The following is a 24,219-nucleotide window of genomic DNA, read 5'->3' as shown; positions in this document are numbered from 1 at the left end:
GGCCGGCCGGGTGGGGGCCGGAACAACACCGATAAGGATACTAGGACTGTTCCGGGGTCAGGACCCGGGCTGCCCAACCGCCGGCGGTCCGCCCCCGCGCCGTGCCCTGGCCGCGACCCTGGTCAGGACATCGGCCAGCCGTGCCGCAGAGTCCTGGGTGCCGCCGCTTACGGCCAGGCGCTGGCCGTCCGTCTTGCGCACGACGACGGCGGGCCCGCTGCTGACCAGCATCGCCGCGGTGCCGCGATGGTGCCGGTAGCCCCACCCGCCGTAGTCAGCGGCCCTCACCTCGGCTGCGCTGGCGGCCGAAATGGCGCCGGCGGGGACATCCATGACAGGTACCACTCCGGCAAGCAGGACTTTCAGGCCGCCGCGGTCAGCTTTGACGCGGGCGAACAGGAACGCCGTGCTGACAGCGGCCAGGAGGACCAGCAGGATTCCGAGCCACGGCAGCACGACGGCGAGCAGCGCTGCGGGGAACAGCGTGGCGATGCCGATCATGACGAAGACCGAGCTCCGGGCGTGCACCCACAACCGGACGGTGTCCAAGGCGAGATCCGGGTCCGTTTCCCTGGCGATGGCGGTTTGCAGGGCACGGTCGTCGTCCGGGGACCACTGCCGGTCAGCCTTGTAGACCATGGCCATGGTGACGCCCAAGGAAACAGCAGCGCCGCTCCCGAGCGCCAGGACGGTCATGTCCACGCGTGACTGCCGGGCGTCAGCGAGTCCCACCTGGCCGATGAGGCCTGCCGCCAGGGCCGAGGTGATAAAGAGGCTGAGGAAGAAGCCGGTGCCCATCATGATCCGGCGCATCAGCACGGGCCTGCCCAGGGGCACCGCCTGCAGCAGGACCACCCAGCCGGCAACCACAATCGCCCCGGCCCCTGCGCCCACATAGGCGCCGAATGGGGCGAAGGCGGCACCGCCGTCGGCCGTCCAGCGCACCGCGAGCGGGTCTGGAAGGTCAGGCCGGAGCAGCCAGGCGCAGAAGGCGAAGGCGGCGGCGAGCGCGACGGGGAACCCGAGGGCAAAGCGCAGCGCCTTGGCATCCACCGAATCCAGCAGCTTTCCCATGCATCCAACGCTACCCCCGCAACCCCGGGAGGAAATGACGTGGCCGGGGCCGCGGTGCGCTGTGACCCGGGCAACTTGCCAAGGACTGCAAGGATGAAAGAATGCAGCACAGTGCCGGAACCGGGACCACCGGCCGGCAACCGAAACTTCTCTGGAGGCCCTCCTTTGCCAGGTATGAACCTGACGCGCGCCGAAGCCCGTGAGCGCGCCGAACTGATCACCGCCGAGTCCTACGATGTCAGCCTCGACCTGACCCGGGGCGGAGAGGTCTTTGGCAGCACCACCACCGTGAAGTTCACGGCCGTGCCGGGATCGTCCAGCTTCATTGATGCTGTGACCCGGACCGTGCACAGCGTGACGCTGAACGGCCGCGCCCTCGATCCCGCAACCGTGTCCGACGGCGTGCGGATCCAACTGCCCGGGCTGGAGGAGCACAACGAGCTGACCGTCGTGGCTGACATGCCCTACATGAATACCGGCGAAGGCCTGCACCGGTTCGTGGATCCGGTGGACAACGAGGTCTACCTCTACACCCAGTTCGAGGTTCCGGATTCGCGCCGCATGTTCACCGTCTTCGAACAGCCCGACCTGAAGGCAACCTTCACGTTTACGGTCACGGCACCCTCGCACTGGGATGTGGTGTCCAATTCCCCCACCCCGGAGCCGGTGCAGGCCCCGCCCGCGGATGACGGCGGAGCCAGGTCCGTATGGTCATTTGCGCCCACCCCGCGCCTGTCCTCCTACGTCACTGCGCTGATCGCCGGACCGTACCAGTCCGTCCGCAGCGAGGTTGCCAGCTCGGACGGACGCGTCATCCCGTTGGGCGTGTTCGCGCGGAAGTCGCTCATGCAGTACCTGGACGCGGACAATATCTTCGAACTGACCCGGCAGGGCTTCGGGTTCTTCGAAGCCCAGTTCGGCTGCCCCTACCCGTTCGAGAAGTACGACCAGCTGTTCGTGCCGGAATTCAATGCCGGCGCCATGGAGAACGCCGGCGCGGTGACCATCCTGGAGGGCTACGTCTTCCGCAGCAAGGTCACCGGCGCGCAGATCGAGCGGCGCGCCATTACGGTGCTCCACGAGCTGGCCCACATGTGGTTCGGGGACCTGGTAACCATGCGGTGGTGGAACGACCTCTGGCTCAACGAGTCCTTTGCGGAGTACATGTCCCACCTGGCCGCGGTGGAGGCCACGTCCTTCACCAGTGCCTGGACCACGTTCGCGTCCGTGGAGAAGTCATGGGCCTACCGCCAGGACCAGCTGCCCACCACCCACCCCATCTTCGCCGAGATCAACGACCTGCAGGATGTCGAGGTCAACTTCGACGGCATCACCTACGCCAAGGGCGCCTCGGTGCTCCGGCAGCTGGGGGCCTGGGTGGGTCCTGAACAGTTCATGGCCGGCGTCCGGGAGTACTTCGCCAAGCACTCCTGGCGCAACACCGAGCTGCGCGACCTGCTGGTGGAGCTGGAGAAGGCCAGCGGACGCGACCTTGACGGCTGGGGCCGGCAGTGGCTCGAGACGGCGGGCGTGAACACCCTCACCCCCGAGCTGGAGGTGGACCAGGACGGGACGCTGAAGTCCCTGGCGATCGTGCAGTCCGCCGTTCCGGAGTGGCCCACCCTCCGGCCGCACCGCCTTGCCGTGGGGTTCTACAACCTCAACGACGCCGGAAAGCTGGAGCGGGTGCACCGCGAGGAGCTGGATGTCGACGGCGAACGCACGGAGGTGGCGGGCGTGGCCGGCCTGGCGCAGCCGGACCTGATCCTCGTCAACGACGATGACCTCGCCTACGCCAAGGTGCGGCTGGACCCGAAATCCCTGGCCACCGCCACTGCACACCTCAAGGACTTCGAGGCCAGCCTGCCCCGCACCCTCGTCTGGAACTCGGCATGGGATGCGGCCCGGGACGGCCAGGCCCCGGCACGGAAGTACGTGGAGCTGATCCTGGCCAATGTGGCCGCGGAGACCGATTCGTCCGTCATCCTGGTCCAGCTCCGCCAGCTGGCCACCACCCTGAATTTCTACGTGGCGGAAGAACACCGCGAAGCCACCATGGTGGCAGCCGCAGACAGGTTGTGGGAGCTGGCATCGGAAGTCCCCGGCGGCTCCGACGCGCAGCTGCAGTTCGTGAAGTCCTTTGCCCTCCTTGCCGGCAGCGCGTCCCAGCTCGACCGGGTAGCGGCCCTGTTGGACGGGTCGGCGGTCCTGGACGGGCTGGCCGTCGACCAGGACCTCCGGTGGGAGCTCGTGGCATCCTTGGTGGCCGGCGGCCGGATGGGCCAGGACGGCATCGACGCCGAGCTGGAGCGGGACAACACGTCCAGCGGGCAGAACGCCGCGGCCCTGGCAAAGGCCGCGCTTCCCACGGCGGAGGCCAAAGCGGCCGCCTGGGAGTCGATCGTGGTCAAGGGTGACCTGTCCAACGCCCTGCAGGGATCGGCCGTGGCCGGCTTCATGCGGGTCCGGGACCGGTCGCTGCTGGAGCCGTACGCGGAGAAGTATTTCGCGGCGGTGCCGGCCATCGTGGCGACCCGGACCCACGCACTCGCCCAGCAGATCGTCGTCGGCCTCTACCCGGCGCTGCTGACCACGCAGGCCACCATCGACCAGACCGACGCCTTCCTGGCGTCGCTGCCCGCGGAAAGCGCCGCGCTGCGGCGGATGATGCTGGAAAACCGCGACGGCGTGGCCCGGGCCCTGCGCGCCCGCGCAGCCGACGTGCTGCCGGACGGCAGCGCGGGGTGAGCATCGGCGAACACACCTACACGCTGACGGTCCAGTGGACCGGCAACCGGGGTGGCGGCACGTCGTCGTACCGGAGCTACTCGCGGGACCATGACGTGCTCATCCCGGGCCTGCCGGTATTGAAGGGCTCGGCGGACCCGACATTCCATGGGGACCGGGAACGGTACAACCCCGAACAGCTCCTCCTGGCGGCCCTGGCGCAGTGCCACATGCTGTCCTACCTGCACGTGGCCGTGAAGCATGGCGTGGTGGTCACTGACTATCGGGACGAGGCCTCCGGGGTAATGCGGCTCAACCGCGACGGCAGCGGCCAGTTCGAACAAGTGACGTTGCACCCCAGGGTCACCGTCGCCGACGTCGGCCAGGTTGAGCTGGCCGCCGGGCTGCACCATGAGGCGAACCAGGTGTGCTTCATTGCCCGGAGCGTGAACTTCCCGGTGGGGCACCAGCCCGTTACGGTGGCAGGCTAGGCGCCGCCTTGGTGGAGCATAGCGATCAGCCGCTGCTCCACCTCGGGCGACAGGCCTGCCTTGCGGGGCCGGTCCAGCCCCCGGGCGCGTTCGTCGGCCAAGGTGTCCGCCAGGGTTTCCCGCCAGGGCCGCAGCACCATTCCTGCGGCCCTGGCGGCCTGGTTGCTCCGGGCCATGAAACCCTCGTGGCCGGGCGGGAGCCAGAGCGGCAGGGAGTCCGGGCCTGACCAGTAGTTGATCCCTTGCGCCACCAGCCACGCTTCGGCGGCAGGGGCCGGGGCACCTGGGTGGCCTGCTGTCTCCCGGCAGGCATCCATCAGGGCGCCGAACGGCACCTCTTCCCCGCAGGCGTTGAAAGCACCGGTGGTGCCCTGTCCTGCCGCGGCCAGGATCCAGGCGGCCAGGTCCCGGACGTCAATGGCCTGGGTAGGATGGGCGGCAATATCCGGGACCAGTACCGGCTCCTGGTTACGGGCGAAGCGCGCGGGCCAGTAGCCGTATCGGTCGGACGGGTCGCCGGGGCCGCTGATCAGGCCGGCGCGGCACAGATGGGCGTTCCCGGCAGTCGCCTCAAGGGTGGCCGCCTCGATGGCCACTTTGGACTCTCCATAGTTCTCCGGCGCGGACGGGATCCCCGGAGCGAGCGGAGGCAGGAGGGGTGCGTCCTCCGCCGCGCCCGGAACCGAATGGTCCGCGTAGGCCGAGCAGCTGGAAACGAAGGTCCAGTGCCCCGTCCGGGCGGCCAGCGCCTTGAGTGCGCCGCGGGCAGGTCCGGGGTCCCGCGCCACCTCGATCACGGCATCCCACTCGCCCTCCACCTGGGCATATGCCGCAGCGCCGGCGGACCGGTCCGCCTGCACCCATGCCGTGCCTCGCGGCGGTCCACCCGCGGTTCCCCGGGCCAGGCAGGTGACGGCGTGTCCCGCGGCCAACGCCTGCACGGCAATGTGCTTGGAGAGGAAGGCCGTACCGCCCAGGATGAGGATGCGCATTGCTCCACGCTACGGCGCTAGGGTTGAAAGAGAACAGCGCAAACCCCCAAGGAGCTATTTCCCCCCATGGTCAGTATGTTGTCCATCATCCCCCCGGTATCCAGCCAGCCCGGAGGCGTCAGCGTTCCGGGCATAGTGATCAGCATCGGTGTCGGTGTCGGCGTCTGGCTTGTTGCCACCTTCATCATCTCGCGCATCACCAAGCGGGTGGCGTCCGGAAGCAATTTCTTCAAGAAACCCACGTTCAAGTGGGTGGCACCTGCCCTCAGGGCCCTGGACCACGAACGGCGCGTCCAGCGGGCGGAAACCATCGGGTCGCTGCTGAACAGCATCGTCGGGGTCCTGGTGGCAGTCATCACCGGCATGTATGTCCTGCAGAACCTGGACATCAACATCACTCCCCTGCTGACCAGCGTGGGAATCCTGGGTGTGGCCATCGGCTTTGGCGCCCAGCAGCTGATCCGCGACTTCCTGGCCGGGATCTTCATCACCATCGAGGACCAGTACGGCATCGGCGATGTCATCGAAACCAGCGAGGTGGTGGGCGTCGTGGAGTCCATGGGGCTCCGGATCACGCGGGTCCGCTCCGACGACGGCGCCATCTGGTACCTGCGCAATGGCGAGATCCTGCGCGTGGGGAACCGCTCGCAGGGCCGTTACCTTCCGCTGCATGAGTCCGAGGACGGTACCACCGACCAGGCCTCTGCCCACGTAGAGACCCCAAAGACTGACCAGAAAGCCGGCGAGTAGCATGACTCTTCCCATCGAACCACGCCCCGGGGGCCCGGGCCCCCTCCAGCCACAGCGGCCCCAGCTGATGCAGAACGACCCCTTCAGCCAGCCGGCGTACACCGACAGTTTCTACGAAGCCGTGGGCGGCCACGAGACGTTCGTGAAGCTCATTGATGTTTTCTACGACGGGGTCGCCGCCGATCCGCTGCTTCGGCCGATGTACCCGGAGGAAGACCTGGCTCCGGCAAAGCGCCGGTTCCTGATGTTCCTTGAGCAGTACTGGGGCGGACCCACAACCTACGGTGAGGAGCGCGGGCATCCGCGCCTGCGGATGCGGCACATGCCCTTCAAGGTCACGCCGGAAGCAAAGGACCGGTGGCTGTTCCACATGCGCGCGGCAGTGGACGCCCTGGACCTGCCGCCGCTCTATGAGGGAACACTGTGGGAGTACATGGAGCGTGCGGCCCTGTCCATGGTGAACAGTCCGTCCGGCGCGTGATGCCCGCCCGCCAGGAGCCCGGGTTTACAGGAGGCCGCTGCCGGTGCGCGCCAGGACGTGCCCGCGCGGGCCACTGAGCCTGAACCAGCGGCCGGCACGGTAGAGTGCCTGTTCGCCGTCGGCAAGGAACCCCAGGGCAAGTGCTGCGAAAGCTGCGCCGGCCGGCAGGCCGGAGTGGTCCAGTTCGCGTCCCCACACGGCAGCCCGGGCGTTGTTGACGATCAGGGCGCCGGGTTTGTCCGGCACGATGCCCGCCACTTCGCCGATGCCTGACTCGGCGGCCTCCCGCAGGCGGGCGTCGCTGATGGCGCCCAGCGGCTCCCATCCGCCACGCGGGGCGCCTACCCCGGTCCAGGATTCGGTGACGGTGGTGGGCGGAACCGGCAGGTCGACGTCGGATGCGCCGGCGCGGGCAAGCCGGTCCAGGACGGCCGCCAGGGGCACCGTGACGTCTGTCGCTGACGGCTCCGCCAGCGCCATGGTGCGCAGGCCCAGGATGGTGGGGGTCGATTCACCAAGCAGCCGGGGCCGCAGGACGCACACGTAGGCCGCCAGGACGGAGCCGGCGGCCTGGAGCCGGATGGCGCCGTCGTCAATTGCCTTGGCGCGGGTGGCGAACGTCTTCAGGTCCGCAAGATCCCTGGGATCGGCGAAACGGAAGGACGAAGTGAGGAGATCAGACACAACAAGAACACTACCGGCTGCGGGCAGGTTGAGTGGTTCCGCGGCCGCCGTCTAGAGTCGGACCATGACTGAAGCCGAAGCCGGACTGCTGGCGCCCCCCAGCGGCGATCCCACCTCATCGCTGATCGAACTGCTGGACCTTGGTGATCTCGAAGGCGCCCGGACGGACGAGGACATCTTCCTTGGCCCCTCCCAGCGGCAGCCGCATCACAGGGTCTTCGGCGGCCAGGTGCTGGCGCAGTCCCTTGTTGCTTCCACCAGGACGGTTGATCCGGACCGGCTGGTCCATTCCATGCACGGTTACTTCCTGCGGCCCGGCGACGCCAACAAGCCCATCACGTTCGGTGTGGAGCGGTTGCGGGACGGCAGGTCGTTTTCGGCCAGGCGTGTCCATGCCTACCAGGACGGTGTGCCGATCCTGTCCATGATTGCTTCCTTCCAGGTTGAAGCCGAGGGCATTGAACACGCGGCCGCCATGCCGGCCGGGATCCCGGATCCGGAGTCGCTTCCCAGCACTGCGGACCTGCTGGGCAAGTTCGACCATCCGGTGGCGCGGCATTGGGCGTATGAGCGGCCCTTCGACATCCGGCATGTAGACCCTGCCCTGTACGTTTCGGCCAATGGTCCGCGCGAGGCGCGCAACGCCGTTTGGATGAAGACCCTCGGTCCCGTGCCGGACGACCCCAACCTGCACCGGGCGGCCCTGGCCTATGCCAGCGACTACACCCTGCTCGAGTCAATCCTCCGGAGGCACGGACTGAGCTGGATCACCCCCGGGATGAACGTTGCCAGCCTGGACCATGCCATGTGGTGGCACCGTCCCGCCCGGGTGGACGACTGGCTGCTGTACGTCCAGGAGTCGCCCAGCGCCCAGGGTGCCCGCGGCCTGGCCACCGGCAGGATCTTCAACAGGGCAGGCCAGCACGTCGCCTCCGTGGCCCAGGAGGGCATGGTGCGGGTCCCGCTCGACACGGCGGGAACGCCCGAATCCGGGTCATAGGGAATCTCTGGACGACATAAGGGCGGCACCCTCTCGGGTGCCGCCCTTATGTCTTCGTGGGTAGGCCGCTTTGTCGGCCGCGGTTTAGTCGCGGGTGAGGCGGCGGTGGGTCACACGGTGCGGCTTGGCAGCGTCGGGTCCGAGGCGTTCGACCTTGTTCTCCTCGTAGGATTCGAAGTTGCCCTCGAACCAGTACCACTTCGAGGGGTTTTCCTCGTCACCTTCGTACGCAAGGATGTGGGTGGCCACCCGGTCGAGGAACCACCGGTCGTGGGAAACGACGACGGCGCAGCCGGGGAACTCAAGCAGGGCGTTTTCCAGGCTGCTGAGGGTTTCGACGTCGAGGTCGTTGGTGGGCTCGTCAAGGAGCAGCAGGTTGCCGCCCTGCTTCAGGGTCAGGGCAAGGTTCAAGCGGTTCCGCTCACCACCGGACAGGACGCCGGCCTTTTTCTGCTGGTCCGGGCCCTTGAAGCCGAATGCTGCAACGTAGGCGCGGGAGGGCATCTCCACGTTGCCGACCTGGATGAAGTCCAGCCCGTCCGACACGACCTCCCACAGGGTCTTGTTGGGGTCGATGCCGCCACGGCTCTGGTCCGCGTAGGAGATCTTGACCGACTCGCCGATCTTCAGGTCGCCGCCGTCAAGCGGTTCCAGGCCCACGATGGTCTTGAACAGCGTGGTCTTGCCAACACCGTTGGGGCCGATGACGCCCACGATGCCGTTCCGCGGCAGGCTGAAGGACAGCCCGTCGATGAGGGTCCGGTCCTCGAAGCCCTTCTGGAGGTTCTTTGCCTCCAGCACAACGCCGCCGAGGCGGGGTCCCGGCGGGATCTGGATTTCTTCGAAGTCAAGCTTGCGGGTGCGGTCGGCCTCCGCAGCCATTTCCTCGTACCGGGCCAGACGCGCCTTCGACTTGGTCTGGCGGCCCTTGGCGTTGGAGCGGACCCAGTCCAGTTCCTCCGCGAGGCGCTTGGCCTGCTTGGCGTCCTTCTTGCCCTGGATCTCAAGGCGGGCGCGCTTCTTCTCCAGGTAGGTGGAGTAGTTGCCTTCGTAGGGGTAGAGGTGTCCGCGGTCCACCTCGGCGATCCACTCGGCCACGTGGTCGAGGAAGTACCGGTCGTGGGTGACGGCGAGGACGGCGCCCGGGTAGCTCGAAAGGTGCTGCTCGAGCCACAGCACGCTTTCGGCGTCCAGGTGGTTGGTGGGCTCGTCGAGGAGCAGCAGGTCCGGCTTCTGCAGCAGGAGCTTGCACAGTGCCACGCGGCGGCGCTCACCACCGGAAAGGTTGGTAACGTCGGCGTCGGCCGGTGGGCAGCGGAGGGCGTCCATGGCCTGCTCGAGCTGGGAGTCGAGGTCCCAGGCGTCGGCGGCATCAATGGCCTCCTGCAGTTTGCCCATCTCTTCAAGGAGGGTGTCGTAGTCGGCGTCCGGGTTGGCCATTTCCTCGGAGATCTCGTTGAAGCGCTGGATCTTGCCGTAGATCTCGCCAACGCCTTCCTGGACGTTGCCCAGGACGGTCTTTTCCTCATTCAGCGGCGGTTCCTGAAGCAGGATGCCCACGCTGTATCCGGGGCTGAGCCTGGCCTCACCGTTGGAGGGCGTGTCCAGCCCGGCCATGATCTTGAGAATGGTGGACTTACCGGCACCGTTGGGGCCCACAACACCAATCTTGGCACCCGGGAAGAAGGACATGCTTACGTCATCAAGGATGAGCTTTTCGCCAACGGCCTTGCGGGCCTTGGTCATTGTGTAGATAAATTCCGCCATGGTCTCAAATCTAGTGGGTCGGCGGGCAGATCTCACATTTGCAGGGATCCTTCGGATCGATCAGGACCCGACGAAGCACTTCCCGCTGGCAAGGACGGGCAGGACGGTGACGGTCACGGCCCCTTCCCGGACCTGTCCGATCACGCAGTCCTTGCCTTGCAGCACCGCCGCCTCGATGGCATCCGCTTCCAGCCCGGTCGGCGTGCGGCTTTGCGAGACCTGGAGCACGCCCGGTGAAATGCCGGCTCCCGTCAGGGCGTCGCTTACCTGCCCCGTGGCGGGTTTGGGGGCACCGGCGGCCAACTTGGTCAGGGTGTCGGTGACCGTCCGCTTCACCGTCTCGGTGGCCGCGGCGTCGGCGGCCTGCGACGAAGCTCCGGAGGGCTCCGCGAGCGCCCCGCCGCTGTTTTCACCAGTGGCCGCCGAGGCCTGGGGCCGCGCGGACTGTCCCTGCGTGGCCTGGGCGGCAGCTGACGGAGCCGGGTTGCCGGGCTGGTCCATGGCGGGATCGTTCGCTGCAGGACCGGCAACGCACCCTGTCAAGAGTGTGGCCAGGACGGCGCACGCCAGCGCTGCACCGGCCCGGTTGTACTGCCGGTGGGAAAGGGTGTGCCGCATGGTGCCATTCTGCCATGGCCTCGTAAGCGGACGGGCGGTGGACGGCCGGGGGGTGCCGCCGCTCCGCCCGCCCGGGACCTGATGGGACGCGCTGAAGGCTGATGCGTGGTTCCTAGACTTCTGCGAGTTCCCCCGTTTCGAGGTCAAGCGAGGCCATGGCACCATCACTGTCCTCGATGACCACTGACAGATGGCCTTCATCGTCCGGGTGTTCGTCGTCCCTGTCCTCGGGCTCATCCGGGAGTTGGTCCAAGCCCGGGTGGGGGCCGGGCTCGGGGGCTGGTGGTTGTTCCACGAGCGAGAGCGCCGGCCGTGACGATGTCCGGATGAAGTTGGCCGAGCCCAGCGAAAGGTCGTGCCCCACGGTGTCGGCGTCAATGACGGTGGAGTGGTAGATGCGCCCGTCCTTCTCCCAGGTGCGGATCTTCAGTTTGCCAACCACGATGACGGGCTGTCCTTTCCTGATACTGCATCCAAGGGTTCCCGCGAGCTGGCGGTAGCCCTGGACGGTGAACCAGTTGGTGTGGCCGTCATGCCAGGTTTTGGTTTCCCGGTCGAAACGGCGGCTGGTGGAACCGACGCGGAAAGAGGTCGTGGCCACTCCCCCCGGCGTGGTGGAACTCGTGATCTCGGTGGCCACGAAGCCCCGGATGGTGATCGTTTCGCTCATCTCTTCGTCCTGTCTCAATGGTGCTGCCCTGTGCAGGCATGACCAGCATTGCGCCCGGCGGCGGACGGAAGGAGGGAGAGGTTGGTGTATGTGGACAACGAGGGTGCAGGCGCCTTTGTGGAGGGACAGTGGGTGACGGATGACAGCGCCGGCAGCTCCGGCAAGGTAAACTTTTCGAGGCGCCGGCGTACAGGCCGGAACCCATTGCCTCAGTAGCTCAGGGGATAGAGCAGCGGCCTTCTAATCCGCCGGTCGGGGGTTCGATTCCCTCCTGGGGCACCCGGATACGCCCCGGTCTTCGGACCGGGGCGTATTTTGCATTAACCCTTGCTATGCCAGCAGCCTGTGCGGCGCTTCGACGAGCGACCGGATGACACTGCCGGCGGCACCCAGGAGCGCCCCCGACTCCCCCACGGCCGAAACCGAGACCTGGCCGGCCGCGTACCTGCCTGGAGCGTACTTCTGCAGGCTCTCAAGCAGCGGAGTGCGGAGCCATGGTTCGAGGACGGCGAAGTGGCCGCCGAGGACGACGGAGGCAATATTGACCACCCGGGCTGTTGACGCGAGCGCTATGCCCAGGCAGCGCCCCGCACGCTCGACGGCGGCCAACGCCCCGGGCTGCCGTGCGTCCAGCGCCTGGAGGAGCTTGGCCATGGCCGCCGAACGCGAATGTTCCACGGGTCCAATCCCGGCCGCCTCGAAGATGGCATCCTGGCCGGCCACGGTTTCCAGGCAGCCCGTCCCGCCGCATGAGCATCGCGCGCCGTCGGGGTCCACCACGATGTGGCCCACTTCGCCGGCATGGCCGCCGGGGCCCGTGAAGAGTTCAGACCCAATCACCAGCCCGCCACCGACGCCCACCTCACCGGAGACAAAGAGGAAATCGGATGCCCCATCGGGCCGGTGCCGCAGCTCGGCCAAGGCTGCAGCGTTGGCTTCGTTGAAGAGGGCAACCCCCAACGGCGCTTCCGGCAGGAGGGCGCCAAGGTCAAGGCCGACGCCGGCCCAGCCCAGGTTGGGTGCCGTGAGCACCCGTGCGGCGGCAGGGTCCACCAGCCCGGGCACGGCGAGCCCGCCGCCCAGGACCTCGACGCCGTGTTCCCCGGCCGCACTACGTACCCGGGCGGCCAGAACGGCGAGCGCCGCCATGACGGGACCGTCCACGCTGTTGCGGTTGTCGCGTTCCTGCACCTCACGGACCAGCACTTTTCCGGCCAGGTCAACCACTGCAGCGGAGATGTAGTCCACATTGATCTCCATCCCCATCACTGCCCGGCCGGGGTTGAGTTCCAGCCCGACACCCGGCCGCCCGCGCCCCTGCGGGTTGAAGCCGATCTCGCGGATGATGCCGGCATCCAGGAGATCCAGCACCAGGCTGGACACGGATGCCTTGGTCAGGCCGGTAGCGGCTGCCAGCTGGGCACGGCTGGGATGGGCCCCCCGCGGGAACTCGGCGATCCGCCCCAGCACCAAGGCCAGGTTGCTTCGCCGGACGTCACCCACGCTTCCAGGGGCCGATCCCCCGGATCCCGCCACGGCAGGTGCCGGTATCACCATCACAAAGCTCCTCCGTCAGCACGTGGGCCCGGCCGTCATGTGCCCGCCGGACCCTTGACCCCACCCTACGTCCACCCATATAGTTCAGGCAATAAACTAAAGCTTCGCATCCGGCGGAGCACTCAATTGCAAGGACGCATCATGACTCACTCCCCCACCCCCGCTGACAAGTTCACCTTTGGCCTTTGGACCGTCGGCTGGACCGGCGCCGACCCGTTCGGCGTGGCCACCCGCGCCGCGCTGGATCCCGTGGAAGCAGTCCACCGGCTCAGCGAACTGGGCGCCTATGGCATCACCTTCCACGACAACGACCTGGTCCCTTTTGATGCCACCGCCTCCGAGCGGGAGCTGATCCACAAGAACTTCCGCGCAGCCCTGGAAGAGACCGGCCTGAAGGTTCCGATGGTCACCACCAACTTGTTCAGCCACCCGGTGTTCAAGGACGGCGGCTTCACCTCGAACGACCGCTCCATCCGCCGCTTCGCCCTCTCCAAGGTCCTGCGCAACATTGACCTCGCCGCGGAACTCGGCGCCGAAACCTTCGTCATGTGGGGCGGCCGCGAAGGCAGCGAGTACGACGGATCCAAAGACCTGGCCGCCGCGCTTGACCGGATGAAGGAGGGCGTGGATACCGCAGCGGGCTACATCAAGGACAAGGGCTACAACCTGCGGATCGCACTGGAACCCAAGCCCAACGAACCCCGCGGCGATATCTTCCTGCCCACTGTCGGACACGGCCTGGCCTTCATCGCCCAACTGGAACACGGCGACATCGTGGGCCTGAACCCGGAAACCGGCCACGAGCAGATGGCCGGGCTGAACTTCACCCACGGCATCGCCCAGGCCCTCTGGGCCGGCAAACTCTTCCACATCGACCTCAACGGACAGCGCGGCATCAAGTACGACCAGGACCTTGTCTTCGGCCACGGCGACCTGACCAGCGCCTTCTTCACGGTGGACCTGCTCGAAAACGGCTTCCCGGGGGGTGGACCGAAGTACGACGGCCCGCGCCACTTCGACTACAAGCCTTCCCGCACCGACGGCTACGACGGCGTCTGGGAATCCGCGAAGGCCAACATGTCCATGTACCTGCTGCTCAAGGAGCGGGCCCTCGCCTTCCGCGCCAACCCCGAAGTCCAGGAGGCGCTCAAGGCCTCCGGCGTCTTCGAACTCGGCGAGCCCACGCTCAACGCCGGCGAAAGCACCGCGGACCTGCTCGCCGACGCCGCCTCCTTCGAGGACTTCGACGCCGACAAGGCCGCCGAGCGCTCCTTCGCGTTCGTCCGCCTCAACCAGCTTGCCATCGAACACCTCCTGGGCGCCCGCTAGGCCATGGCACTCGTCGCAGGGATCGACAGTTCAACCCAGTCCTGCAAAGTGGTAATCCGCGACGCGGACACCGGAGAACTGCTCCGCCAAGGCCGCGCCGGCCACCCCGACGGCACCGAGATCCATCCGGACCACTGGTGGACGGCGCTGCAAAAAGCCGTTGCCGAAGCGGGCGGCCTGGATGACGTGGCCGCCATCTCCGTCGGCGGCCAGCAGCACGGAATGGTCTGCCTCGACGCAGACGGTGACGTGGTCCGTCCGGCACTGCTGTGGAACGACACCCGCAGCGCCGGGGCAGCGGTGGAGCTCATCAACGGCGCCGGCAGCGGAGACCCCGTTGCCGGCGCCCGGTACTGGGCCAACGCCACGGGCACCGTCCCCGTGGCCTCACTGACAGTGACCAAGCTGCGCTGGCTTGCGGAGAACGAGCCGGACAACGCCGCCAAGGTCGCGGCCGTATGCCTCCCGCACGACTGGCTGACCTGGCGGCTCGCCGGTTACGGGCCCGGCAGCGGCGCGTCGGGCCTGGCCGCACTGGCAACGGACCGCTCTGATGCCTCGGGCACCGGGTACTACTCGTCGGCGGAGGGCCGGTACCTGCCGGACGTCCTGGCATCCGCGCTGGGACACGTCCCCACCGTCCCCAAGGTTCTCGGGCCACTGGAACAGGCGGGCCGCACCCCCGCCGGCTCCCTGCTCGGAGCCGGTGCCGGGGACAACGCGGCCGCCGCGCTCGGCGCCGGAGCGGACCTGGGCGACGTCGTCATGTCCCTGGGCACCTCCGGAACCGTTTTTGCCGTCTCGGACACGGCGCCGGCGGATGCATCGGGACTGGTGGCCGGGTTCGCCGATGCAGCCGGCCACTACCTTCCGCTGGTGTGCACGTTGAACGCCACGCGTGTATTCGATGCCACCGCCGCCCTGCTGGGCGTCGACCTGGCGGAGTTCAACAGGCTGGCACTCTCTGCCGAACCGGGCGCCGGAGGCCTGGCCCTGGTCCCGTACTTCGACGGGGAACGGACGCCCAACCTCCCGGACGCCACCGGCACCCTGCATGGCATCACGCGGGCCAACTACACCCCCGCCAACCTGGCGCGCGCCGCCGTCGAAGGCGTGGTCTGCTCCCTGGCTGACGGCCTGGCAGCGTTGCAGGAACAGGGCGTGGCCGCGCGGCGGATCCTCCTCGTGGGCGGCGGCGCCCAGTCCGACGCAGTGCAGGACGTCGCAGCGCGCCTGCTGGGAACCCGTGTCACGGTTCCCCTCCCGGGCGAGTATGTCGCGGACGGAGCGGCCCGCCAGGCCGCCGCCGCACTCACCGGGCAGTTCCCCGCCTGGTCCGCGGACGCCGTCGAGCTGCCCGTGGGAACGGACGACGCCGGCGTGCTGGCCCGCTACCGCAGCGTCGCCTTGGCGCACGCCTAGGGCGGTCCGCGAAACCACGAGGGACCCCGACCGCCTGCGGCGGTCCGGGTCCTTCCATATGGGGCGCGGGCTCCTGCCTGCGGAAAGCGCCGGCAGGAGCCCACGGCCTGTATCCGGTCAGGCGAACGGGAGGACGAGCTCCGCGTACCGCTCCTTGACCGTGGCCAGGACGGCATTGCCGTCCGTGTCCCAAATTTCCTGGTTGAAGATCTCCACCTCGATGTCTCCGGTGTAGCCGGCGTCCCGCACCCAGGTGCCGATCGTGGCGAAGTCCACCACGCCGTCGCCCATGTACCCGCGGGACAGCAGCGGGTCCGCGGCGATGGGCATGTTGAAGTCGCACACCTGGTAGGAGGCGAGGCGGTTTTCCCGGCCCGCGCGCCCGATCTGCGCCTTCAGTTCCGGGTCCCACCAGACATGGAAGGTGTCGACGGCGACGCCCACCGTTGAGGGATCGAACGGCGCGGCGAGGTCCAGCGCCTGCCCCAACGTGGAAATCAGGGCACGGTCGGCCGCATACATCGGGTGCAGCGGCTCCAGCACCAGGCGTACGCCGTGCTCCGCAGCGAACGGGACCAGGTCGGCGAGCCGGTCGGCAACGCGCTGCCGCGCCGCCACGACGTCCTTCTCCCCCGGGGCCAGGCCGCCGACCACCAGGAAGAGTTCCCGGGTGTCCAGGGCCACAGCCTCAAGGATCGCCGCGCGGTTGTCCGCGAGCGCAGCCGCCTGGCCGTCGGCGTCCGCCGCGGTGAGGAACCCGCCGCGGCACAGCGAGGATACACGCAGGCCGGCGTCCTTGATCAGGCGGGCCGCCTTGTCCAGGCCGGCCTCCTCCACCCGGTCCCGCCAGGGGCCGATCGAGGGAATGCCGGCGTTGACGCACCCCTCCACCACCTGGGCGAGCGTCCACTTCTTGGTGGTGGCGCTGTTGATGGACAGGCGCGCGAAGTCGCTCATACGCCCACCCCGTTGATGCGCAGGTAGTCGGACATCCGGAAGGCCGCCAGTGCGGGGTCTTTCAGCAGTCCGGCCTGGTCCGCGAGCTCGAAGGTCCTGGCCAGGTGGCAGACCGAGCGGCCCGAATGCAGGCCGCCCACCATCTGGAAACCGGGCTGCTTGCCGTTGAGCCAGGACATGAACGCGATGCCCGTCTTGTAGTAGAACGTAGGGGCGCTGAAGATGTGCTTGCCCAGTTCCCGCGTGGAGTCGAGGATTTCGCGGGCTTTGGCGGCGTTGCCTGCGTCGTAGTTCTGCAGGGCGACCGAAGCGGCGGGGTAGATTGCCGCGAAGATGCCCAGCAGGGCGTCGGAGTGGTGGCTGCCATCGCCGTCGATCAGTTCCGGGTAGTTGAAGTCGTCGCCGGTGTAGAGCCGGACGCCCTCGGGCAGGGCCGCCCGCAGGGCCACCTCGTGGCCGGCATCGAGCAGCGAGACCTTGACACCGTCCACCTTGCCGGCGTTGTCCTTAATGAGGCCGAGGAACGTTTCGGTGGCCGTGGCAACGTCGTCCGATCCCCAGTAGCCGGCGAGGGCGGGATCGAACATGGTGCCCAGCCAGTGCAGGATGACCGGCTGGTCCACTTCCTGCAGCAGGGTGGAGTACACCTCCAGGTAGTCTTCGGGGCCGCGTGCCACTTTTGCCAGGGCGCGGGAGGCCATGAGGATGACCTTGGGCCCGGCCTCGGTGACGACGGCGATCTGCTCGCGGTAGGCCTCAAGGACGGCTTTGATGCCGGCCTCGCCGGAGGGCAGGGCGTCGATGTCCAGCTGGTCGGTGCCGGCGCCGCACGAGACGAGGTCGCGGACGGACTTGCCGGCGGTGGCCGCGTTGCCGGACGAAACCACGGAGGCAGCTTCCACCCCGGTCCGCTTGATGAGCTGCTGGGTGGCGGACCAGTCCAGGCCCATGCCCCGCTGGGCGGTGTCCATGGCGTCGGCCACGCCCAGGCCGTAGGACCACAGCTCGTGGCGATAGGCCAGCGTGGCGTCCCAGTCCAGCCGCGCGGGGGCACCCGGGGTGTTGTCGGCGAGGACTTCGGGGATGACGTGGGCGGCGGCGTACGCCCGGCGTGCGGTCAGGGGTGCCGTGGGGCGGGCCCACGTGGCGCCGCCCTGCAGCCGGTACTCCCGGGTGCCGCCGTCTTCGGAGGGAAGGATGAGGGAAGTCATCGGAGCGTGATCTCCGGGATGTCGATGGTTCGGCGTTCGTCGTTGGACTGCAGGCCCAGCTCCGCGAGCTGGACGCCCCGGGCGGCGGAGAGCAGGCCGAAGCGGTGTTCGCGGCCGGCGACGACGTCGCGGAGGAATTCCTCCCACTGCAGCTTGAAGCCGTTGTCCAGGTCGGCGTTGGCCGGTACTTCCTGCCACTGGTCGCGGAACGACTCCGTCACCGGAAGGTCGGGGTTCCAGACGGGCTTGGGAGTGTGGGCACGCTGCTGGGCGACGCACTTGTTCAGGCCGGCGACGGCCGAGCCGTGGGTGCCGTCCACCTGGAATTCCACCAGTTCGTCGCGGTATACCCGGACAGCCCAGGAGGAGTTGATCTGGCCGACGACCTCGTCGCCGGCCGGGGTAACGAGCTCGAAGATGCCGTAGGAGGCGTCGTCGGCGGTGGCCTTGTACTCCTTGCCGGCTTCGTCCCAGCGTGCCGGAATGTGGGTGGCGGTCTTGGCATTGACGCTCTTGACCTTGCCGATAATGCCTTCGAGCACGTAGTTCCAGTGGCAGAACATGTCGGTGGTCATTCCGCCGCCGTCTTCCTTGCGGTAGTTCCAGGACGGGCGCTGGGCCGCCTGGATGTCGCCTTCGAAGACCCAGTAGCCGAACTCGCCGCGGATGGACAGGATCCGGCCGAAGAAGCCTTCATCCACCAGCCGGCGGAGCTTGACCAGGCCGGGAAGGTACAGCTTGTCGTGCACAACGCCGGCTGTCACGCCGGCCTCCTTGCCGATGCGGGCCAGTTCAATGGCCTCCTCCAAGGTTTCTGCCGTCGGCTTTTCCGTGAAGATGTGCTTGCCTGCCAGCATGGCCTTTTTCAGCGTGGCGGCGCGCAGGCTGGTCATGGACGCGTCGAAGACGACGTCCACGGTGGGGTCGTTGATCACGGCGTCCAGGTCCGTGGTCCACTCGGACACCTTGTGCTGCTCCGCCAGCTCGCGGATTTTGGCTTCGTTGCGGCCCACCAGGATGGGCTCCACCTGGACCCGGGTGCCGTCTTCCAGCGAGAAGCCGCCGGCGTCGCGGATGGGCAGGATGGACCGCAGCAGGTGCTGGCGGTAGCCCATGCGGCCGGTGATGCCGTTCATGGCAATACGGATCGTTTTAGTTTCGAAGCCCATGTGTCCTCCACGGTGAGTGAGCAAGGTGTACTCAAGACGAATCGGGAAAGCGCATTCCCTCTGTTTCCATGATGCACCGCGCCGTTCCGCTTGGCAAGCGCTTTCCGGAAGTAGTTTGAACTGTCATAATGTCCTTAGCCGTTGAGGCCGCCCCGACCACCAGGAGATGCTGTGGCTGCTAGTACCCTTACCGAGGTTGCCCGCCTCGCCGGCGTCTCGCCTGCCACGGCGTCCCGCGTGCTGAACGGCTCCGCCCGGACCCCAGGCAAGGACATTGCCGAGCGCGTCCGCCAGGCGGCGGACTCACTGGGGTACATCCCCAATGCGCAAGCCCAGGGCCTTGCCAAATCCAGCTCGGGCCTGATCGGCCTGATTGTCCACGACATCGCCGACCCGTATTTCGCCGCCATTGCCCGCGGCGTGCAGGATGCCGCTCGGGAACAGCGGAAAATGGTGCTCCTTGCCACGACGGGGGGCGGCCCCGCTGAAGAGAAGGAGGCCGTGGCCGCCTTCGCCGCCCGCCGTGCCGACTCCATCGTGATCGCCGGTTCGCGCTCCTGCCGTGCCGAGGACCAGGAGGGCAACGCACAGCTGGCCGCCGAACTGGACCGCTATTGCCGCAACGGCGGCAGGGTGGCAGTGGTGGGGCATCCCGTGGTGGGCGCCACCGCACTGGAGGGCTACCACGTCGTCGAAGTCCCCAACCAGGAGCTTGCGGGCCGGCTGGCCACCGAGCTTGCCGCCGGCTGGGATGGCGACTTCGTCATCATCGGCGGGCCCGACGGCCTGTACACCTCCGATGACCGGGTCCGGGGTTTCCAGGAAGGCCTGGCACGCGCCGGACACCGCCCGGCAGAGGTGCTCAGGAGCGCTTTCAACCGTTCGGGCGGCTACGAGGCCGGCCTGCAACTGGCCGCACGGATCAAGGCAGCCTCCGCCGGCAACCCTGCCGCGCCGAAGCTTTGCATTTTCGCGGTCAACGACGTGATGGCGATCGGCGCCGCAGCAGCACTGCGGTCCGAGGGGCTGAGGATTCCCCGCGACGCGTCAATCGCTGGTTTCGACGACATCGAAACGCTGCGGGACTTCCGGCCGGCCCTGTCCACCGTGCGCCTGCCGCTCGAAGATATTGGACGGCTGGCAACCAGGGCCACCCGCCCCCGCCCGGCCGGCCAGGACCAGGAAGCAGCGTCCGACGAAGCCGTTACCGGCGAGGTCACGCTGCGGCGCAGCACCGAGGCCGCCGCCGTATGATGCCGCGAAGGATCACCGCGGTTCCGGCCCGCACTGAAGCCGCGGGCCCCCGCCCGGCCATCCTTGTCCTGCCCGGCGGCGGTTACGCGCGCCAGGCGGACCACGAGGCGGAGCCGGTTGCGGAATGGCTCGCAGCGCTGGGCATCCACGCTTTCGTCCTGCGTTACCGAGTGGCGCCGGACCGCCACCCGGCGCCCCTTGAAGACGCCAAGGAGGCCATGCTCTCCATCCGGAGCGGACCGCACGGCCTGGCCGTGGACCACGAGCGTGTGGGCGTCCTGGGATTCTCGGCCGGCGGCCATCTGGCGGCCACGCTGTCCACCGCAGCAGCCACCGGCAACCGGGACCTCGACGTCGATGCCGCCGTCCCGGACCTCTCGGTCCTTTGCTACCCTGTGGTGTCGCTGATCCAGGACACGCACCAGGGGTCGGTGGACAACCTCCTGGGCGGGCTGCCGCCGTCGAACCTTCTTGCGGACCTCTCCGCGGACCGGAACGTGACAGCCCGGACCCCGCCGGCTTTCCTCTGGCACACCGCGGACGACGACGCTGTCCCGGTGGCCAACAGCCTGAACTACGCCAAGGCGCTGATCGCCGCCGGCGTTCCTGCCGAACTGCACGTCTTCCCGGAAGGGCGGCACGGACTCGGACTGGCAGCCGGTGACCCCGGCCCCGGACAGTGGACGTCCTTGTGCGCGTCCTGGCTGGTTCGTGCCGGCTGGGCGGAGCCCACGGCCGCAGCAACCCTCACCGCAGCAGCCGGCCGCCTTTAGCCCCGCCGGTCCACCGCGCGGATGGTCCAGCCCGCCGAGTGGGACTCTCCCGGCTCCAGGTGGATCAGGTCCGTTCCGGAATTGAACGCGTCCGGCGGGCAGGTCATGGGCTCAACCGCGAGGCCCAGCCGGTCCGGACCGACAGGCTTGTCTCCCGTGTGCACCTGGACCCAAGGCCACTCCGGCCCCCATTCAAGCTCCACGCCCGTGCCCGATGGATCCATGACGCGCACGCGCGCCAGTCCGGCAGCGTCGCGGGAGATACCGGTGAAAGCGCGGTCGATCCTGACCGGTCCCAACCTGTGCGGGAGGCGGAAGTCGAAGGCATCCTGCTCCACCTGCCGGATGGCCACCGGGAGCAGCCGGTCCGGGGTGACCTCGAGGTAGGCAACTGCCGGAAGTTCCAGGGACCAGTCATCCAGTGGAGCAGGGCCGGCGACAAGGTAGGGATGGGGGCACACTCCATACGGCGCGGCCCGGGTACCGGTGTTGACGGCGGTGACCGTACCGCGGAGGCCGTCGTCGGAGAGGGAATAGGCGACCGTGAGTTCCAGGCTGCCCGGGTAGCCCGGCCCGGCCGGAACGCGGCAGCCCAGCACCACCCGGTCCGTCGATGCCTCCACAATGTCCCAGGCCTGATGGATGGCCAGCCCGTGCAGGGCCGATCCGCGCTCCGGCTCATTGATGGCGGCCGAATAGGACTGGCCGGCGTACGAATAGGCGCCGTCAGCGAGCCGGTTGGGCCACGGTGCACAGATGACGCCCCGGTAGTCCGGGACCCCGCCCTCCGGCCCAAAGCCCACCACCAGGTTCCGGTCCCCGCAGCGCAGCTCCCGGAGGGCGCCACCGCGGGTGGTCACGACGGCGGTGTAGGGTCCGTGGGTAATGCGGACTTCGGTTCCGGGCATGGCTTCCTCCGCGATGATCTTTGTTAGCGCTAAAACAGCATACGTCATCGAGACGGAATCCGGCTGGCTAGAGTTGCCCCATGGAAGCGGCACCCGACCAGCACCTTATCGCCGCCGTCAGGAGCGCACTGTGGGAGCTGTCCGATCCCGATCGTGCCGCCGGCGCGCAGGCGTACATGAAGTCTTCCGTTCCGTCGCTGGGTGTCCGGGTCCCGGATGTCCGGCGGATCGCGGCGCACGCTACGGCAGAGTTTCCTCCGGCATCAGCCGCCGGGCTGCGCGCCACAGCGCTGCAACTGTGGCGCACGGCAGCGTTCCGGGAAGAACGCTATGCAGCCATCGACCTGACCGGCAACCGGCTGGTTGCCAAAGACCTGGACATGCTGCCGGTGTACGAGGAAATCATCCGCACCGGAGCATGGTGGGATTTCGCGGACGGCGTGTCCGGCAGGATCTGCAACCTGCTGCTGGCTCACCCGGCCGAGATGTCCGCGGTGCTGCGGACGTGGAGCCGTGATCCGGACTTCTGGATTCGGCGCGCTTCCATCACATCGCAGCTGCGGGCCAAGGAAGCCACCGATACGGTGCTGCTTGCCGATGTCATTGAACCGAACCTGGCGGACCGGGAATTCTTTATCCGCAAAGCGATCGGCTGGGCGCTGCGCGAGTACGCCAAAACGGCGCCGGAGTGGGTGCAGGAATTCGTCGCCCTGCACGGGCAGGAGATGAGTCCGTTGTCCCGCAGGGAGGCCCTGCGGAGGATCAGCACCGGCCGGCCGCAGCGTCCCCGCTAAATGACGGGACGTTCGACGACGGGCTCGTGCGACTTCCGGAACAGCCGGCGGGTGCCGGGATCCCAAAAGATCAGATAAAGCCCAAAGAGCAAGGCGGTCAGGGCAGCCGCAATCCGGGCCAGCAGGAGGGCGAAGCCCAGGTCCTGGGTCTGCAGGTAGGGAAAGACGTCCAGCTGGTCCGAGATTGCGTAGATCATGAAGAACGACACCACGAAGTACAGGGCCTTGACCTGCCAGTCATTACGAATGCCCGTCACGGCGAACAACGGAATCAGCCACACCACATACCAGGACTGGATGATGGGCGCCAGCAGGACCACGGCGGCCAGGCCGAGCGTGAGGCGGCGCATCAGCCGGTCATGGTCGCCCTTGAGGATCTGCCAGGCAAGGATGGCCACGGCAAGCAGCTTGCCGGCGTCGAACACCCAGCCCGCCGGGACTGAGCCGTCGAGGCCGAACGCGTTGGCAAGGGACCCCACCACCATGCCGAGCAGGCCCACCGGGGCATACCAGATGGAGATACTGCCGGGGGCGGAAAGTCCGTTGATCCAGCCGAAGCCGAAGCCGTTGACCAGGCTCATCAGGGCCAGCAACGCCAGGCTCAGGCCGGCCGTGAGCGCCCAGAATGCGATCTTTCGCAGCCACCCCGCGTTCCTGCCCGCCCAGAGGAGGCCGATGAACGGAAGGAACACGATGGTGATGGGCTTGACGGCGATGGACAGCGTGACCAGCGCGACGCCCCGGACCTCCCGGCGGGTCGCGGAGTAGTAGAGCCCGGCAAGGGCCAGCCCGATCATGAGTGAGTCATTGTGCACGCTGGCAATGAAGTTGGTCAGGAAGAGCGGGTTGGCCGCGGTGAGCCACAAGGCCCTGTGCGGGTTGATGCCGTGCAGCTCTGCGAGCCGGGGCACGTAGATCACGCAGAGCACCACGCCGGCCAAGGCAACCAGCCGGAACAGCATGATGCACGCTTCCGGCTGGACGTTGGTCACCCACACAACGAACTGCTCGATCCAGAGGAACAGCTGGCCGTAGGGAACCGGAGCTTCGGTCCACTGCTTGTCGGCTCCCAGCTGGAAGTAGTTGGACAGGGCGGAAATGCCGTTTTCGTACGGGTTGAACCCTTCCACCATCAGCCGCCCCTGGCCGATGTAGGCATAGACGTCGCGGCTGAACAACGGGACGCTGAACATCATGGGGAGCCCCCACGCCACCACCGCCGCCAACGTGGCGCGACGGGCCTGGCCGCCCCACACCCGGACTTTTTGGCCGAGCCGCAGCCAGGCGCGCACCAGCAGCATGCCCCCTGCCGCGACCAGCACGATGGACAGGGCCACGCCCGGCGCTTCGGTGCGCATCCAGATGAACAACGGCATGCGGCGGAGTTCGGAGACCGGCGCGAGCCAGCCCACGCCGGCGGAACCGAACATCATGAACATCGACCCGAGGAAGCCGGCAAGCAGTGGAGAGCGGGGATTGTCCACCTCGGCACCGCCCGCCGGGGCAGTACCAGCCGCCGCCATCTCCCCCGCTGCGGGCACAGGCGCCGTCATTTCAGGAATGTCCAATCTTCTTGCGTTTCCGCTCTTAC

The 24,219-nt window shown here is 67.9% G+C and carries 22 protein-coding genes and 1 tRNA gene; 11 read left to right on the top strand and 12 right to left on the bottom strand.

Going from position 1 to position 24,219, the window contains the following annotated elements:
• Positions 1–57: 57 nt before the first annotated feature.
• Positions 58–1,074: a hypothetical protein gene (locus QRM96_RS00260; protein ID WP_285317899.1), complete on the bottom strand. Its 1,017-nt coding sequence runs from the start codon at positions 1,072–1,074 to the stop codon at positions 58–60.
• 174 nt (positions 1,075–1,248) lie between these two features.
• Here QRM96_RS00260 and pepN point away from each other — a divergent pair, with 174 nt between their 5' ends.
• Entirely contained in the window at positions 1,249–3,822 is a 2,574-nt protein-coding gene (pepN, locus tag QRM96_RS00255; RefSeq protein ID WP_285317898.1) for an aminopeptidase N, read from the top strand.
• Entirely contained in the window at positions 3,819–4,292 is a 474-nt protein-coding gene (locus QRM96_RS00250; RefSeq protein ID WP_285317897.1) for an OsmC family protein, read from the top strand. Before pepN ends, QRM96_RS00250 begins: the two co-directional genes overlap by 4 nt.
• Here the strand turns inward: QRM96_RS00250 and QRM96_RS00245 are convergent.
• A complete protein-coding gene (locus tag QRM96_RS00245; RefSeq protein WP_285317896.1) occupies positions 4,289–5,284 on the bottom strand; it encodes an NAD-dependent epimerase/dehydratase family protein in 996 nt (331 codons plus the stop codon). The genes QRM96_RS00250 and QRM96_RS00245 overlap by 4 nt on opposite strands.
• Before the next feature lie 66 nt (positions 5,285–5,350).
• Here QRM96_RS00245 and QRM96_RS00240 point away from each other — a divergent pair, with 66 nt between their 5' ends.
• Both QRM96_RS00240 and QRM96_RS00235 read left to right on the top strand, forming a co-directional pair.
• Positions 5,351–6,034, top strand: a complete 684-nt coding sequence (locus tag QRM96_RS00240; protein WP_285317895.1) for a mechanosensitive ion channel family protein — start codon at positions 5,351–5,353, stop codon at positions 6,032–6,034.
• Between the two features lies 1 nt (position 6,035).
• Positions 6,036–6,515, top strand: coding sequence for a globin (locus QRM96_RS00235; RefSeq protein ID WP_285317893.1), 480 nt, complete (start codon positions 6,036–6,038; stop codon positions 6,513–6,515).
• Positions 6,516–6,539: 24 nt separating this feature from the next.
• Here the strand turns inward: QRM96_RS00235 and QRM96_RS00230 are convergent, their stop codons facing one another.
• Positions 6,540–7,199, bottom strand: coding sequence for a DUF8185 domain-containing protein (locus QRM96_RS00230; protein ID WP_018761591.1), 660 nt, complete (start codon positions 7,197–7,199; stop codon positions 6,540–6,542).
• Positions 7,200–7,263: 64 nt separating this feature from the next.
• Here QRM96_RS00230 and QRM96_RS00225 point away from each other — a divergent pair, with 64 nt between their 5' ends.
• Complete coding sequence (locus QRM96_RS00225; protein ID WP_133831679.1) at positions 7,264–8,199, top strand: acyl-CoA thioesterase; 936 nt, start codon at positions 7,264–7,266, stop codon at positions 8,197–8,199.
• A gap of 84 nt (positions 8,200–8,283) precedes the next feature.
• Here the strand turns inward: QRM96_RS00225 and ettA are convergent, their stop codons facing one another.
• The 3 genes from ettA to QRM96_RS00210 all read right to left on the bottom strand — a co-directional run bounded on the left by ettA (position 8,284) and on the right by QRM96_RS00210 (position 11,254).
• The gene (ettA, locus tag QRM96_RS00220) at positions 8,284–9,966 is read right to left on the bottom strand and encodes an energy-dependent translational throttle protein EttA (RefSeq protein ID WP_018761593.1); all 1,683 of its coding nucleotides are present in this window, start codon (positions 9,964–9,966) and stop codon (positions 8,284–8,286) included.
• A 60-nt stretch (positions 9,967–10,026) separates the two neighbouring features.
• Entirely contained in the window at positions 10,027–10,584 is a 558-nt protein-coding gene (locus QRM96_RS00215) for a DUF6993 domain-containing protein (protein WP_285317892.1), read from the bottom strand.
• Between the two features lie 112 nt (positions 10,585–10,696).
• Positions 10,697–11,254 (bottom strand): single-stranded DNA-binding protein, encoded by a 558-nt coding sequence (locus tag QRM96_RS00210; protein WP_285317890.1) that lies wholly within the window; start codon positions 11,252–11,254, stop codon positions 10,697–10,699.
• A gap of 206 nt (positions 11,255–11,460) precedes the next feature.
• On the opposite strand from QRM96_RS00210, the gene QRM96_RS00205 reads away from it, so the two are divergent.
• Positions 11,461–11,533, top strand: a tRNA-Arg gene (locus QRM96_RS00205).
• A 51-nt stretch (positions 11,534–11,584) separates the two neighbouring features.
• Here the strand turns inward: QRM96_RS00205 and QRM96_RS00200 are convergent.
• Positions 11,585–12,811, bottom strand: a complete 1,227-nt coding sequence (locus QRM96_RS00200) for an ROK family protein (protein ID WP_285317888.1) — start codon at positions 12,809–12,811, stop codon at positions 11,585–11,587.
• A 141-nt stretch (positions 12,812–12,952) separates the two neighbouring features.
• On the opposite strand from QRM96_RS00200, the gene xylA reads away from it, so the two are divergent.
• Together xylA and xylB are read left to right on the top strand one after the other, a co-directional pair.
• On the top strand, positions 12,953–14,140 hold the full coding sequence (xylA, locus tag QRM96_RS00195) for a xylose isomerase (protein WP_285317886.1): 1,188 nt from the start codon (positions 12,953–12,955) through the stop codon (positions 14,138–14,140).
• Between the two features lie 3 nt (positions 14,141–14,143).
• Complete coding sequence (xylB, locus tag QRM96_RS00190; RefSeq protein WP_285317885.1) at positions 14,144–15,562, top strand: xylulokinase; 1,419 nt, start codon at positions 14,144–14,146, stop codon at positions 15,560–15,562.
• A gap of 117 nt (positions 15,563–15,679) precedes the next feature.
• Here xylB and QRM96_RS00185 read toward each other — a convergent pair whose 3' ends face one another.
• Genes QRM96_RS00185 through QRM96_RS00175 form a run of 3 tightly spaced genes read right to left on the bottom strand, consistent with a single transcriptional unit; the run spans position 15,680 to position 18,899 of the window.
• Positions 15,680–16,519 (bottom strand): sugar phosphate isomerase/epimerase family protein, encoded by an 840-nt coding sequence (locus tag QRM96_RS00185; protein ID WP_018761599.1) that lies wholly within the window; start codon positions 16,517–16,519, stop codon positions 15,680–15,682.
• A complete protein-coding gene (locus QRM96_RS00180; RefSeq protein ID WP_018761600.1) occupies positions 16,516–17,730 on the bottom strand; it encodes a dihydrodipicolinate synthase family protein in 1,215 nt (404 codons plus the stop codon). The genes QRM96_RS00185 and QRM96_RS00180 overlap by 4 nt, the downstream gene beginning before the upstream one ends.
• Positions 17,727–18,899 carry a Gfo/Idh/MocA family protein gene (locus QRM96_RS00175; protein ID WP_285317883.1) on the bottom strand — a complete coding sequence of 391 codons (1,173 nt, stop codon included), beginning with the start codon at positions 18,897–18,899 and terminating at the stop codon, positions 17,727–17,729. The genes QRM96_RS00180 and QRM96_RS00175 overlap by 4 nt, the downstream gene beginning before the upstream one ends.
• 171 nt (positions 18,900–19,070) lie before the next feature.
• Here QRM96_RS00175 and QRM96_RS00170 point away from each other — a divergent pair, with 171 nt between their 5' ends.
• Positions 19,071–20,153 (top strand): LacI family DNA-binding transcriptional regulator, encoded by a 1,083-nt coding sequence (locus QRM96_RS00170; RefSeq protein WP_018761602.1) that lies wholly within the window; start codon positions 19,071–19,073, stop codon positions 20,151–20,153.
• The gene (locus QRM96_RS00165) at positions 20,150–20,926 is read left to right on the top strand and encodes an alpha/beta hydrolase (protein WP_018761603.1); all 777 of its coding nucleotides are present in this window, start codon (positions 20,150–20,152) and stop codon (positions 20,924–20,926) included. The genes QRM96_RS00170 and QRM96_RS00165 overlap by 4 nt, the downstream gene beginning before the upstream one ends.
• Here the strand turns inward: QRM96_RS00165 and QRM96_RS00160 are convergent.
• The gene (locus tag QRM96_RS00160) at positions 20,923–21,834 is read right to left on the bottom strand and encodes an aldose 1-epimerase family protein (protein WP_285317881.1); all 912 of its coding nucleotides are present in this window, start codon (positions 21,832–21,834) and stop codon (positions 20,923–20,925) included. The genes QRM96_RS00165 and QRM96_RS00160 overlap by 4 nt on opposite strands.
• A gap of 80 nt (positions 21,835–21,914) precedes the next feature.
• Here QRM96_RS00160 and QRM96_RS00155 point away from each other — a divergent pair, with 80 nt between their 5' ends.
• The gene (locus tag QRM96_RS00155) at positions 21,915–22,628 is read left to right on the top strand and encodes a DNA alkylation repair protein (protein ID WP_285317880.1); all 714 of its coding nucleotides are present in this window, start codon (positions 21,915–21,917) and stop codon (positions 22,626–22,628) included.
• Here QRM96_RS00155 and mptB read toward each other — a convergent pair.
• The gene (gene mptB / locus QRM96_RS00150; RefSeq protein WP_026264543.1) at positions 22,625–24,181 is read right to left on the bottom strand and encodes a polyprenol phosphomannose-dependent alpha 1,6 mannosyltransferase MptB; all 1,557 of its coding nucleotides are present in this window, start codon (positions 24,179–24,181) and stop codon (positions 22,625–22,627) included. The genes QRM96_RS00155 and mptB overlap by 4 nt on opposite strands.
• Positions 24,182–24,219: the final 38 nt, after the last annotated feature.

Origin of the sequence: Pseudarthrobacter sp. lyk4-40-TYG-27, from assembly GCF_030209295.1 — a bacterium.
Classification (GTDB): Bacteria; Actinomycetota; Actinomycetes; order Actinomycetales; family Micrococcaceae; genus Arthrobacter.
Note: the sequence above shows the minus strand (reverse complement) of the source record. Positions and strands in the feature narration are given on the sequence as shown.